We start from the raw sequence: 13,271 nt of genomic DNA, 5'->3' as shown, positions 1-13,271 counted from the left end.
ACCCGGATGGGATATGCCATAGAGATGCTGGACATCACCAAGACGTTCCCAGGCATCATTGCGAATGACAATATCACCCTACAGGTGAAAGAGAATGAGGTGCATGCCCTTCTGGGCGAGAACGGGGCGGGGAAATCAACATTGATGTCCGTCCTTTTCGGTTCATACAGTCCCGATGCGGGCACAATCCGTCTGCGCGGCGATGATGTGAAGATTTTCAGTCCGAATGTCGCTACGGAACTGGGCATCGGCATGGTTCACCAACACTTCAAGCTGGTTCACAATTACACGGTTACGGAAAACATTGTCCTGGGCATGGAGCCGCGCTCACGGTTCGGGCTTCTGGATCTTGGCAGCGCACGCAAGCGCGTAGAGCAAATCTCAGAGCAATACGGACTGCACGTTGATGCGGATGCTTTGGTCGAGGATATCACCGTGGGACAGCAGCAGCGGGTCGAGATATTGAAGACACTGTACCGCAATGCGGACATCATCATCTTCGATGAGCCGACCGCAGTGCTGACTCCCCAGGAAATAGACGAGCTGATGGACATAATCCGTCTCTTGAAGAAAGAAGGGAAGACTATCATCCTCATCACCCATAAGTTGAAAGAAATTAAAGCCGTCGCTGACCGTTGCACCGTCCTGCGGCGGGGAAAGTCAATAAATACAGTGACCGTTGCTGATGTCAGCGAAAGACAGCTGGCCGAGATGATGGTCGGACGCTCTGTTGAATTTTCCATAAAGAAGAAACCCTTGCACGCAGGCAATGTCGTCCTTTCCATCAGGAATCTCACGGTGAAGGACGCACTGGATACGGTCAAGGTGAATGACTTATCCATTGATGTACATGCTGGAGAAATCGTCGGCATTGCCGGTGTTGATGGCAACGGTCAGTCCGAGCTGATGTATGGTCTCACCGGATTGTCCCCCATTGCTTCCGGGCAGATTCTCTTGGACGGCAAGGATATCTCCGACATGACCATACGCGAGAGGATAGAGCGCGGACTGGGGCATATTCCTGAAGACAGGCAGAAACACGGGCTTGTCGGGCCCTTCAGCATTGGAGAGAACATCACTCTGAAGGATTACTTCAAGGGACCCTTCAGTGCATCCTATGGCATTCTCAACCATCCGGCGATGGATGAGCGTGGCGTCCGCCTCATCAAGGAATTTGATATCCGGGCAGGGCAAGGAACCGCCACACCGGCGGGAAGTCTGTCGGGAGGAAACCAGCAGAAAGTCATTGTCGCCCGTGAGATTGAACTGTCGCCCCAGGTTCTTTTGGTCGCCCAGCCTACACGCGGCCTTGACGTAGGAGCCATCGAGTATATCCGTGGACGCCTCATAGCGGAACGTGACAAAGGCAAAGCCATCCTGCTCATCTCATTCGAGCTTGATGAAATCATGAACCTATGCGATACAATTGCCACAATCAGCAAGGGAAGCATCGTGGGAATATTCGCGCAGGGAGAAGTCACTGAACACGATATCGGCCTGATGATGGCCGGGACAAGGAAGAACGAGGGAGGAGTACATACAGTATGAAGAACAGACTTTCCGGAAAAACCCTGTCCGTATCCAGACGCCTGATGGATTCCCAAGGCTTCACCTCCCTCATGGTCGTGCTCCTTGGTTTTCTGGTCGGGACAATCCTTGTGGCTCTGGTCGGACGGAATCCCCTCAACCTGTACAAGGCAATTCTCCAGGCATTGACCGGTTACAATGTTGACAACGGCAGGATGAACGTCAGGTACATAGGCGAGACTCTGAACTATTCCGTTCCCTTCATCCTATGCGGGTTCTCCTTGGCATTCGCCGCCCGTACCGGTCTTTTCAACATAGGAGGAGAAGGACAGTACATCATGGGGATGACCGTAGCTCAGGTCATTGCGCTTCTTGGGCCGCAGGTTCCTTTCTTGCATGCCGCCCTTGCCATAGTGTGCGCTACGTTGATTGGTGCGCTCTGGGGAGGCGTAGTTGGGCTGCTCAAGGCACGGTATGAGGTATCGGAGGTGGTTTCTACCATCATGTTGAATTACATTGCCCTCTATCTGTCACGCATCATCTGTCTCCAGCTTCCTGGGGCTACGACTTTCCGCACGGCCAACTTTCCCACGACTGCGGTAATTGACAATTCCTTCCTCCAGCGATTGACCAACAACTCCCTGCTGAATTCTGGTTTTTTCCTGATGATCATTGCCGTGGTGCTGTACTGGTTCATCATGGAGAAGACAAGCCTGGGCTTCGGTCTGCGCGCTACTGGCTTCAACAAGGAAGCGGCCAGGAACAGCGGTATTCCGGTGGTGAAAAGCATTGCCCTTTCAATGGCTTTTGCCGGTGCTTTTGCTGGTCTTGCCGGTGGCATTGTCGCCCTGGGCTCTTTCAAATACGGCAGGGTCATATCGGGGATGGACAACTACGGTTTCAACGGCATAGCTGTAGCTCTTGTGGGAAACAACACGGCAATCGGAACCATGCTCGCTGGTTTTCTGTTCGGTATGTTGAAGAATGCCCAGGCTTTGATGCAAGGCAAACAGATTCCCAAAGAAATCACATTCATCATACAGGGATTGATTGTCGTCTTCATCTCCCTGCGTTCCGCGCTGGATCTGTACCGCCAGTGGAATGACAAGAAACGTCTACAGAAGGAGGTACTGGCGAAATGAACCTGTTTTTCAATGCAATTCCTTCCATACTAATGATTGTTTCTCCCATTTTGATCGTTGCGATCGGAGGGATGATTTGTGAGAGATCCGGCGTGGTGAACATTGCCCTTGAAGGTTTGATGGGACTGGGGGCTTGCGCCACGGCTTCTGCCCATGTCCTGATGGAAACGGCTGGAATGGGGGCTCCCTCCATATGGCTGGCGCTTCTGATTGGCTCGCTCGTCGGTATGCTTTTCTCTGTCATCCACGCTTTTGCCTCCATCAACCTGAAAGCAAACCAGACTATCAGTGGCACGGGAATCAACCTTCTGGCGGACGGCGTGACAATCTTCGCTGCCCAGGTGCTGTTCTCGGCAGACCGGACGCGGGGCTTTCGCATGGGAATGCAGACAGATGCCCTTGGCATCTATCCGACTGTCTATATTGCCATTGGGGTTGTTATTTTATCATGGTTTGTCCTCTATAGGCTACCATTTGGCATGCACCTGCGGGCGTGTGGAGAGCATCCCAGCGCGGCAGACAGTGTAGGCATCAACGTCAAGGGCATCAGATATTTCGGTGTTCTGACCAGTGGTTTCCTGGCGGGACTTGCAGGAGGCTGCATTGTCCTGACGCAGACCATCCAGTACACATCGAACACCATCAATGGACGGGGCTTCATAGCTCTTGCCGCAGTGTCCTTCGGTCGATGGCGGCCAGCAGGCGTCGCGGCTGCCGCCTTGCTGTTCGGCGTTGCCCAGGCGTTATACCTGTTTACTGGCGGCATTCCGGCTCTCAAGGCGTTGCCGTCCGAAGTCTTCAACATCATGCCGTACCTGATTACCCTGATAGCTCTGGTCGTCTTCAGTGGCAAGAACTACGCGCCTCTGGCTTCCGGTCAGCCGTATGAGAAGGGTGCAAGCTGATGACGCCTCACAACAGTGCGTTCAAGGGAGATTTTGCTCCCTATGTCCTTTTCCCCGGTGATCCTGCACGTTCGCTCCATGTCGCCCGGAACTTCATGGAGAATGCCCGGCAGGTTACTGGGATCCGTGGCATGACTGGTTACACGGGGACGTGGAAGGGCGTTCCGGTATCTGTCATGTCCGGGGGCATGGGCGGACCTTCCGCCGGTATCTATGCTTACGAGCTGTACACTGAATACGGGGTGGAGGCCATCATACGGATTGGAACATCCGGAGGGCTTCAAAAAAACGTGGAGCCGGGGGATATCGTGTTCGCTCTCACGGCCAGCACTGATTCCGCATGGGCACGGCAATACAGACTTGAAGGGAACTATTCTCCTTCCGTCACATATTCTTTGCTGGAAAGGGCGGTAGGGATAGCACGGAAGCATGGTTTTCCTTTCCATGCTGGCATGGTGTTTTCCAGTGACCTTTTTTCTTCATATAATGCTCTGGGTGAAGACAGTTGGAAGACATGGGCACGCATGGGGGCTCTTGTCCAGGACATGGAGACCTATGCCCTGTACAGTACGGCGGCATGGACAGGCAGGAAAGCTCTCTCCATCCTGACCATGACGGATTCCTGCGTCACTGGCGCAAGCCTGTCTGACGGGGAGAGAATGATCGGACTGGAGCCTATGATACGGACAGCTCTTGACTGTGTGTCCGATTCCGCAGGCACTATGGTGGATGCCTGAAAACAGAGAATGACTGCGCCTGAAAACTGAAAGCAGAGGAATAATGCGGAGGAATGAACGTGAAAGAGGGGAAATCTTTCATGGCGGCCATGGAACGCCGTTTTGCCTGTAAGAACTATGCTGACCGCCCCGTGGAGGATGCAGATATTGCCTTCATCCTGGAATGCGGACGTTTGTCTCCGACGTCATTCGGGCTGGAAATGTGGGAGTTCCATGTTGTCAAGACTCCAGGAATGCGCATGGCGTTGCATGATGCCTGTTTTGGCCAGCAAGCCATGAAAAGCGCACCTCTTTCCATCATCGTGACTGCCCGAAAGGGAGAATCATACGACCCTTACGGGGAGCTGATACGGCAGAGAGCCTCCCGTTTCCCCGGAACGATGGATGAGTTTGTCGATGATTTCCAAGGTTTCCATGAATATCTCAAGGATAAAGGTTTTCTTGACCAATGGTCTGAGAAGCAGTGCTATATTGCCATTGCCAACATGATGACCGGCGCGGCGAGCCTGGGCATCCAAAGCTGTGCCATAGAAGGTTTCCGCAATGACAAGGTGCTTGCCCTTTTGGGGCGTAATCCTGCGCACTGGAACGTCGGACTCATTTCGACCTTCGGGTATCCGGCGGAAGATGAGACGCGGGAGCGCATCAGAGAGCCATTGGAAAATCTGGCGTTCTACCATTGAAACTGAGACGATGAAGCCGAGGCATTCCCTTTCTCTACGCTTTGCTCCCGGTCAGGGCAGTCGTGTGAAGGCTCTGTCCAGCAGACGCCAGAATGCAGGAGCGTCCGCCGTAACGCCGACTTGGGAACCGGCGGTGGGGTCAACGAAGCCCATCACTGTCCGTCCGTAGGTCAGCTCTCCTTTCAGTTCAATGTCTATCTTTCTTTTTTCCATGGTGAATATCTCTGGTTCGACCAGATAGGCGATGCAGCAGGGATCATGCATGGCGGGGTAGTCAAAGCCATGGCGTTGGCAGGCTTCCGTATAGGCATTCATGCTGTCGCAGAACATGGTGGATGTCTTGGTTTTCATTTTCCGGTAATGGGAAAGCATGTCGTCATCAAGCGTGACCTGGAGCGTCACGTCCAAGGTAAACATGGTCAAGGGGACTCCGCTGGAACAGACAACATAGGCGGCTTCTGGATCTGCATAGATGTTGAACTCGGCGGAGGGAGTCGCGTTGCCCATCCCCATTGAACCTCCCATGGTTACGATGTGGCGGACGGCATCCTTGAGCCGTGGTTCAAGGATTAACGCCAGGGCGATGTCCGTGAGAGGCCCAAGGGCTACGATGGTTATTTCTCCGGGATTCTCCATGACGGTGCGGATGATGAAATCAACGCCCCGTTCTTTTTCCGCCAGCTTGGTTCGTGGAGCAAAATGAGGGCCGTCAAGACCCGATTCCCCATGGATATATCCGGCATTGACACGTTTGCGGACAAGCGGGTTTTCCTGACCGGCGAATACCGGCACGTCCAGTCCTATGTGCTGGCAGACATTGAGGGTATTGGCAAGGGTTTTTTCTCGGATTTGGTTGCCGCCGACGGCTACTATTCCTTCAATCTTTATTTCCGGAGAACCTGCGGCAAGGACAATTGCCGCCGCGTCATCGTGTCCGGTATCCACATCCATAATGATTCGGTGCTTTATTCTGTTCATGTTGTTCATGACCGTAGTGTAGCATGTACTGGTGATATCTGTCGCTGGAGTTTTTTCTTTGTCCGTAGTCCTGATATTGCATCTCCCATCGCTTCCCGCTACCATATCTGGTGTTCCCGCGTCCCGAAGGAGGAAGCTCATGAAGCAAGTTCTCATCGTTGTTGATTTCCAGAATGATTTTGTGACAGGAACCTTGGGATTCCCCGGCGCGACAAAACTCGAAGGGCCTATCGTTGAAAAAATCAAGCAGTTCAAGGATGCCGGAGATGATGTGATTTTCACTTTGGACACCCACCAGGAGGATTACCGTGGAACCGAAGAAGGGCGTAACCTGCCCATCGAGCATTGCATCAAGGGGACTCCGGGATGGGAACTGTATGGCAAGGTTGCGGACTGTGTGGACGCGGCTTCTGTCATTTTTGAAAAGCCGACTTTCGGGTCAATGTCTCTTGCCCGTCATCTTGCGGAGAAAAGATACAATCGGGTGGAATTGATCGGGCTTGTATCGAACATCTGTGTCCTTGCCAACGCTCTCCTTGCCAAGGCTGCGCTTCCTGATGCCCATGTCGTGGTCGATGCCCGCTGTACGGCGAGCGGTGATGCTTCACTCCATGAGAAGGCACTTGATATCCTTGCGGGGGTACATGTCGAGGTCATTGGACGCTAGCAGACAATGATGTAAATAGATTTGAATGCCATTTTGGAGACAAAAAAAACGGATTACCCATATGCATTTCTTCGCCATGCATAGAATAATCCGTTTTTTGAGTTGCTACCCCCAGGAATCGAACCAGGGACACAAGGATTTTCAGTCCTTTGCTCTACCAACTGAGCTAGGGTAGCGCAACGCTGTATTGTATAACCTGTTTCCCCATGACATGTCAACCTTTACACGAAAATGAGTCAAAAATGAACCGAAAAGTCGAACCGAAAAGGCCGATTGAAAAAGTAAAGGCAACAGGCATGAACCGAAAATCAGGCGATTGTAGTCCATCCATCTCCATGCTAGACTGACAGGCGAGGCAAGACGGTGCAGAATCAATCCCGCTGGCAGGAAGCCATGAACTATGAAACCCTGGCATTGCTTTTCCGGGGAGAGGCGGCAGTGCGTCCCCTGTGGCATGCTCTGGGAGAGAAGACTGACCGCACCCAACCACTTCCCCGTGACATGGGACTGTATTGTTCTGTCCTGGGATATGATGAACATGAGATCCTTGAAGCCTACTATCAGGTGAGAGCTACGTTCGAGACCATGGGAGAAGATGAAATAATCCTGGGATCGGACGATGCCGACTGGCCGGATTCCCTGCGCGGCATGCATGATGCTCCGCCTTATCTCTATCTTAAAGGGAATGTCTCACTTCTTTCCCGTGAAGGCATCGCGGTAATCGGTACTCGCTCCCCGTCCTCAACAGGTAAATCAGATGCCTCGGCTCTTGCCACTGCTTTGGGGAAAGCTGGCTATGTCGTCACCAGCGGCCTTGCCTTGGGAATAGACGGAGTCGCCCACTTGGCCGCCCTGGGAGCGGGCTATCCCACCATGGCGGTGATTGGCACTCCTTTGGGAACCACCTATCCGCCTGAACATGTCCAGATGCAGAAGGACATTGCCCGTGCTGGTTTGGTGGTCAGCCGTTTCGCGCCATCACGTGCCGTCCAGAAATGGTTTTTCTTGGTGCGTAACCGCCTGATGAGCGCACTTTCATTAGGCTCTGTCGTGGTCGAAGACAGGGACGGGGGAGGAGCCGTGAGACAGGCTGGTTTCGCCTTGGAACAGGGACGGCGGCTTTTCATCCTGAAACATGTCCATGAGAACCGAGCCTACATGTGGCCCCGCCAATTTGCCGCAAAAGACGGAGTGACCATCATAGATTCCCCGTCAGCCATCATCAAAGCCTTGCGGGGAGAAGAAAAGAAACCAGCAAAGAAGACACCTCCCGCCAGCGTGCAGCTGGAACTTTTCTAACGTTCTTCACAATCTCCCCCAGCATCCTCCCGCGGCGTCTCAGGGACATCACCGCCTTGACAGAAAACAGGGGTGTGCTTACTATCTCCTACTATGGCACATACATTGACAGCAGACGACCTGCGCAGCAAATTCATTGAGTTCTTCGTATCCAAAGGACACGTGCAGATTCCCTGCGCATCCTTGATCCCGGAGAATGATCCCACGGTTCTTTTCACCACCGCCGGAATGCATCCCTTGGTTCCTTACATCATGGGAGCGGAGCATCCCGCGGGAACACGTCTGGTCGATTACCAGAAGTGCATCCGTACCGGTGACATCGACAGCGTGGGAGATCCCCATCATCTGACTTTCTTTGAAATGCTGGGCAATTGGTCCCTGGGGGACTATTTCAAGAAAGAGTCGATCGGATTCAGCTTTGAATTTCTGACAAAAGTTCTTGATATCGATGTCGCTCGTCTTTCAGTTACTGTTTTCGTCGGGGACGCGGATGTGCCGCGTGACGAGGAAAGCGCCGCCACATGGAAACTTTTGGGAATCCCGGAAGAACGTATTTACTACCTTCCCCGTGAGGACAACTGGTGGGGTCCTGCGGGAGAGACCGGCCCCTGCGGACCGGACAGCGAGATATTCTTTGATACCCGTCGCCAGACAAATAATCCGGACAGCCGTCCCGGTTCCTCTGACGGCAGGTATTTTGAAATCTGGAACAATGTGTTCATGGGCTATAAGAAGGAAGCTGACGGCTCGTATGGTGAGATGACACGCAAGTGCGTCGATACCGGCATGGGCATCGAGCGAACCATTGCAGTACTCCAGGGCAAGCAGTCCGTCTATGATACGGAAGTCTTCCAACCTGTCATCCATGCCATCGAGGGACTATCCGGCAAGACCTATGGGGAGAATGAGCAGGATGATATTTCCATCCGCATCATAGCCGATCATATCCGCACCAGCGTATTCATCCTGGGCGACCAGAAAGGTGTGGCTCCCTCAAATGTAGGACAGGGGTACATCCTGCGCCGCTTGATTCGGCGGGCAGTGCGCCATGGCCGCAAGCTGGGCATCGAGGGCAAGTTCCTTTCAGGGCTGGCTTCCCCTGTCTTTGAGCTGTACGGGAAACCATATCCTGAAATCATCGAGAACAAGAAGTTCGTCATTGCAGAGCTGGACGCGGAGGAAGAAAAGTTCTCCGAGACCTTGGCAAAAGGTGAGAAAGAGTTTGAGAAAGTCCGTCTGGGAATGGAGAAGGGGAACAGCCGTCAAATTTCCGGTCGTGTCGCGTTCCGACTCTACGATACATATGGATTCCCGATTGAACTGACCACCGAGCTTGCTACCGAACACGGCATGACCGTCGATACCGAGGGATTTGCCGAGGCGTTCAAGAAACACCAGGAGATTTCCCGCGCCGGGGCTGAGCAGCAGTTCAAGGGCGGCCTGGCAGATCACAGCGAGCTGACCACCGCCCTGCACACCGCTACTCATCTTCTTCATCAGGCTCTGCGGACTGTCCTGGGAACCCATGTCGGACAGAAAGGTTCAAACATCACCGTGGAACGTCTGCGCTTCGACTTCACCCATCCTGAGCCAATGACCAAGGAACAGATACAGCAGGTCGAGGACATAGTGAACGAGCAGATAAAGCGGAATCTGACGGTGACAAAGAAGACGGAAACCTTGGAAGAAGCACAGAAAGAGGGCGCCATTGCGTTTTTCGAATCCAAATACGGCGAACTGGTAACTGTCTACTCAATCGGCAACTTCTCCAAGGAAGTCTGTGGCGGTCCTCATGTGACACACACCGGTGACATGGGGCATTTCCACATCCTCAAGGAACAGTCATCATCAGCCGGAGTGCGTCGCATCAAAGCAGTCTTGGAGAAATAAAACAGACGTATCTGTTGGTAAGCTACCACCGTCAGATTGTTCCCTGTGTATCTTCTGGAGGCAGTGTCCGCATGTTCTGTGGTACAGCCAGCTGTCCGCATGCTCCGTCCACGCCGCGACCACGGGAGAAGCGGCGGGTGCAGGGAACGCCCAGACGTTGGAGGGTTGACACAAAGCTGTCCATTTCGCGGTTGGAAGGCGTCTGCCATGGCAGATCGGGCGCGGGATTCCATGGAATGAGGTTGACGATGGCTTCCAGTCCCTTCATGAAATGGGCAAGGTTGCGGGCGGCCGTCTCGTCTGTGTTAACCCCTCCCAGCATGCAGTATTCAAAGGTGATGCGTTTTTTTTCTTTTTTCTGATACGTGACCAGTGTCTCTTTGAGTCTGATTAACGGAAAAGAGCGGTTTACCGGCATCAGACGGGTACGCAGTTGATCGTCCGCAGCAACAAGAGAGATGGCAAGTTTCACTCCCAGGCCGCTTTCCGCAAGCTGGAGAATGCCGGGAACAATGCCACACGTACTGATGGTGATGCGCCTGATACCAATATCAAACCAATCGGGGGAGTTGAGCGTAAGGACTGAAGAAAAGACTTCCTTCGTGTTGGCAAGAGGCTCTCCCATCCCCATGTAGACAATGTGTGAAGGTGTTCCGTATTTCATCAAATGAACGAATTGTTCCACGATTTCATAGGCATGGAGGTTCCTGGCAAGCCCCATGGTACCAGTGCGGCAGAAGACGCACCCCATGGCGCATCCTACCTGGCAGGACAAGCATGCTGTCTTGCGGCCGTCTTGGTCAACGAGAAGCACACATTCGACGACCAGCCCATCATAGAGCCGGATGCCCAGCTTTGTTGCGCCGGTTCTGTCTGTCTTTTCTTCAATGACTTCCGATGTGAGGATGTGGGGATACTTCTCTGTGAGACGCGTTCGTTCCAGAAGGCTGAGATTGCTCATTCCGGTGAAGGAAGTAGTTCCGCGGGCAAGCCACGAGCGTATCTGGCGGGCACGGAAGGGCTTGTCCAGTGAAAGAACGGTTTGGATGTCCTGGACGGACAGGCCATAAAGGGAAGGCTGCGACGGCACGTCGGAATTTTTCAACATCATGAGGTTATTATACAGTTTTTTCAACCAAACATCGAGATGATGGCAATGACTACACCAGTAATTCCTTCGCCTCCCAAAAGTCCACTGGATAATATGGTTCCCGTGGAAGTAATGTCGGCGTCAGACATCTTATGGGCAAATGTTTTGCGGCAGATGGACATAATCAAGGTTCCAATCCCGACGATTGCGGAAATATAGACCGGCAGGTAGATGCCCAGTCCGAAGGTAGCCGCAGGTACATTGAAAATGTAAAGAAGGATACCGCCGACTGCTCCAATGAGGAAGGCCGGAACATTCCCCAATCCTCCTGCCATGGCTGCGACTGCCGATGCCTGCGGAGCAGGCAGTTCTGCTGTGCCGAAGTTTCCGAAAGCGTCTTTCATCACCAACAACACAAAGACGGCAATGACGGCACCGGCAAGACTACCTATTGCCTGGGCAAACTGTTGGGTCGTGGAATCCGTCCCCAAGAGACTCCCGCTTTTTAGGTCGTTCATCACATCTCCTGTCATGCCGCATGCGACGGTGGTCACGGTGGCGACGGTGAATGCTATGGCAAGGGAAGGACTCCAGATTGCGCTGACCACCAGAAGAACCAGGATACCGAATATCTCCATGGGGTTGATTCCGGTCTGGCCGGTGAGCGTGGCGGAGAGGCTGGTGCTGATATACGTTCCGGCCAAGAGGACGATAATGTGTAGGAATGAGAGGTCGGTGAAAAAGGCCAGGAGAAGAATGACGGCAACGATGAGCAGTGAGACGGTACGCGCTGTGCCGGGATCGACTGAAGGCCACCGGGCACGAGTCTTGTCACGGGACAGGATTTCCTTGAACCGTGACACGATGGCTTTGAGGAAGATGCCGATGCCTGTGCCGACCATGAAGCCGATGCCCAGATTTGAACGGAACAAATCGGCCGCTGCCATGTCAGTGAACAAACCTGTCATGATACCCAGCGGGGTAAGGAAGAAATAGCCGAACACGGCGCCAGCGACCCAGACAAAAGAGTACTTGGGTCCGATCAAAGCTCCGATTGCCGCTCCCATCGGGGAAACCCAGATCATCAGGGTAGGAATGAGCGCGGAGCCAGCGAAGATAGTGATGACCGCAGGGATGAGACCCAGGCTGTCACGCAGGATAGTAAAAACAATGCTTCCCGCCATGGCAATGAAAAGAACGCGAGCTACCGAGCCGCCCTGTACTCCGGCGACCAGTGTGTCATGGGATGCTTGTCCCATAGGGAAGGGCAGCTTCCTCGTCTCAATCATCTCGCGGCGTTTCAAGGCGGTGAAGGCTGTGCCAAGGAGAGAACCGCTCAGGGCAATGGCAATGAGAGTCACTGTAGAAATATGGGCGTCCGGTTGGAGTATCCACAGTCCGGGGAGGGTGAACGCAAGACCTCCGGCGACCATTGCTCCAGCGTCCATCAGGGTATGGGTGACGTTGATTTCCTGCATCGTCACTCCCTTTGCCTTGCGCAGGGCAAGCATGCTGATGACTGTGACGAAGACTGTAGGCCATGGAAGGGCTCCCATGCGCAGGGCGACATACATGGAGCTGGTGGTGATGATGAGCAGACCGATAAAACTGACGACAAGACCGCGGCTGGTAAGCTGGTTTCTGTTCATGAGAAGTTCCTCCCGATTACCTTTAGCACTCATTTATATAAGAAAAGATTTTTTTATACCATAGTTTAAGATTTTATTATGAAAAAAATAAAGGGTCTGGAATCAGGGAATCCAGATTTTTAACTGTAGACTTTTCAGTATAAAAATGATTATGCTTACCAGTAAGATACTATTTCATGGGCGTGGGAACTTACCGCGCCGCAAGGAGAGTAAAAAATGAAGAAGATTGCTGTAGTCGCACTTCTCGTCGCATTGGCAGTGGTTCCTGTTTTCGCTGCTGAAGGTCTCGGTCTCGGTATATCCTTTGGATATCCGGCAACGGGTGTTTCTTTCTCTTATGCCCAGAAGGATTTTGATGTAATCGGTACTGTCGGTTGGAATTTCTCTGACAACGGTTACCTTGCTGCTGAGGCAGGCGTAAACTATGCTTGGACATCCTTCAACATTGACAGAGCGAAGTTTGATGTCACCGCTGGACTCGCTGGCGCAACGTGGATTCCATTGAACGACAATAGCCAGAAACTGGGTCTTGCCGTAACAGTTCCCGTGGGTATTGACTATGATTTCCGCGACATTCCGCTTGAGATTTTCTTCCGTGTTTCTCCTGGTGTACAGATTATTCCTGACACAGGTTTTTATATTGGCGGAACTCTCGGAGTCCTCTATCATTTCTAAGCCATACAGGTCATGAAAGATTGCCGCTA

The 13,271-nt window shown here is 52.9% G+C and carries 12 protein-coding genes and 1 tRNA gene; 9 read left to right on the top strand and 4 right to left on the bottom strand.

What is annotated here, in order from left to right; translation table 11 throughout:
* The first annotated feature begins 6 nt into the window (after window positions 1–6).
* From SPICO_RS05705 to SPICO_RS05685, 5 genes are read left to right on the top strand one after another with little or no spacing between them, the layout of a single operon-like run.
* Window positions 7–1,548, top strand: coding sequence for an ABC transporter ATP-binding protein (locus SPICO_RS05705; protein ID WP_013739727.1), 1,542 nt, complete (start codon window positions 7–9; stop codon window positions 1,546–1,548).
* Window positions 1,545–2,669: an ABC transporter permease gene (locus SPICO_RS05700; RefSeq protein WP_013739726.1), complete on the top strand. Its 1,125-nt coding sequence runs from the start codon at window positions 1,545–1,547 to the stop codon at window positions 2,667–2,669. Before SPICO_RS05705 ends, SPICO_RS05700 begins: the two co-directional genes overlap by 4 nt.
* Window positions 2,666–3,574, top strand: a complete 909-nt coding sequence (locus SPICO_RS05695; RefSeq protein ID WP_013739725.1) for an ABC transporter permease — start codon at window positions 2,666–2,668, stop codon at window positions 3,572–3,574. Before SPICO_RS05700 ends, SPICO_RS05695 begins: the two co-directional genes overlap by 4 nt.
* Window positions 3,574–4,311, top strand: coding sequence for a purine-nucleoside phosphorylase (locus tag SPICO_RS05690; protein ID WP_013739724.1), 738 nt, complete (start codon window positions 3,574–3,576; stop codon window positions 4,309–4,311). The genes SPICO_RS05695 and SPICO_RS05690 overlap by 1 nt, the downstream gene beginning before the upstream one ends.
* Window positions 4,312–4,370: 59 nt before the next feature.
* Window positions 4,371–4,994, top strand: a complete 624-nt coding sequence (locus SPICO_RS05685; protein ID WP_013739723.1) for an NAD(P)H-dependent oxidoreductase — start codon at window positions 4,371–4,373, stop codon at window positions 4,992–4,994.
* Window positions 4,995–5,045: 51 nt separating this feature from the next.
* Here the strand turns inward: SPICO_RS05685 and SPICO_RS05680 are convergent, their stop codons facing one another.
* Window positions 5,046–6,113: a nucleoside hydrolase gene (locus SPICO_RS05680; protein ID WP_052295835.1), complete on the bottom strand. Its 1,068-nt coding sequence runs from the start codon at window positions 6,111–6,113 to the stop codon at window positions 5,046–5,048.
* Here SPICO_RS05680 and SPICO_RS05675 point away from each other — a divergent pair.
* On the top strand, window positions 6,112–6,639 hold the full coding sequence (locus SPICO_RS05675) for a cysteine hydrolase family protein (RefSeq protein WP_013739721.1): 528 nt from the start codon (window positions 6,112–6,114) through the stop codon (window positions 6,637–6,639). The genes SPICO_RS05680 and SPICO_RS05675 overlap by 2 nt on opposite strands.
* Before the next feature lie 103 nt (window positions 6,640–6,742).
* On the opposite strand, the gene SPICO_RS05670 is transcribed toward SPICO_RS05675, so the two are convergent.
* Window positions 6,743–6,815, bottom strand: a tRNA-Phe gene (locus tag SPICO_RS05670).
* A gap of 217 nt (window positions 6,816–7,032) precedes the next feature.
* On the opposite strand from SPICO_RS05670, the gene SPICO_RS05665 reads away from it, so the two are divergent.
* A complete protein-coding gene (locus SPICO_RS05665) occupies window positions 7,033–7,938 on the top strand; it encodes a DNA-processing protein DprA (RefSeq protein ID WP_041395098.1) in 906 nt (301 codons plus the stop codon).
* 93 nt (window positions 7,939–8,031) lie between these two features.
* Window positions 8,032–9,828: an alanine--tRNA ligase gene (locus SPICO_RS05660; protein ID WP_013739719.1), complete on the top strand. Its 1,797-nt coding sequence runs from the start codon at window positions 8,032–8,034 to the stop codon at window positions 9,826–9,828.
* Window positions 9,829–9,859: 31 nt separating this feature from the next.
* Here SPICO_RS05660 and rlmN read toward each other — a convergent pair whose 3' ends face one another.
* Window positions 9,860–10,939, bottom strand: coding sequence for a dual-specificity RNA methyltransferase RlmN (gene rlmN, locus SPICO_RS05655; protein WP_013739718.1), 1,080 nt, complete (start codon window positions 10,937–10,939; stop codon window positions 9,860–9,862).
* Window positions 10,940–10,959: 20 nt separating this feature from the next.
* The gene (locus SPICO_RS05650) at window positions 10,960–12,567 is read right to left on the bottom strand and encodes an OPT/YSL family transporter (protein WP_013739717.1); all 1,608 of its coding nucleotides are present in this window, start codon (window positions 12,565–12,567) and stop codon (window positions 10,960–10,962) included.
* Window positions 12,568–12,783: 216 nt separating this feature from the next.
* Between SPICO_RS05650 and SPICO_RS05645 the strand changes: the two genes are divergently transcribed.
* Complete coding sequence (locus SPICO_RS05645) at window positions 12,784–13,242, top strand: BAPKO_0422 family outer member beta-barrel protein (protein ID WP_013739716.1); 459 nt, start codon at window positions 12,784–12,786, stop codon at window positions 13,240–13,242.
* Window positions 13,243–13,271: the final 29 nt, after the last annotated feature.

This window comes from Parasphaerochaeta coccoides DSM 17374 (assembly GCF_000208385.1).
In the GTDB taxonomy this organism is placed as follows: domain Bacteria; phylum Spirochaetota; class Spirochaetia; order Sphaerochaetales; family Sphaerochaetaceae; genus Parasphaerochaeta; species Parasphaerochaeta coccoides.
Note: the sequence above shows the minus strand (reverse complement) of the source record. Positions and strands in the feature narration are given on the sequence as shown.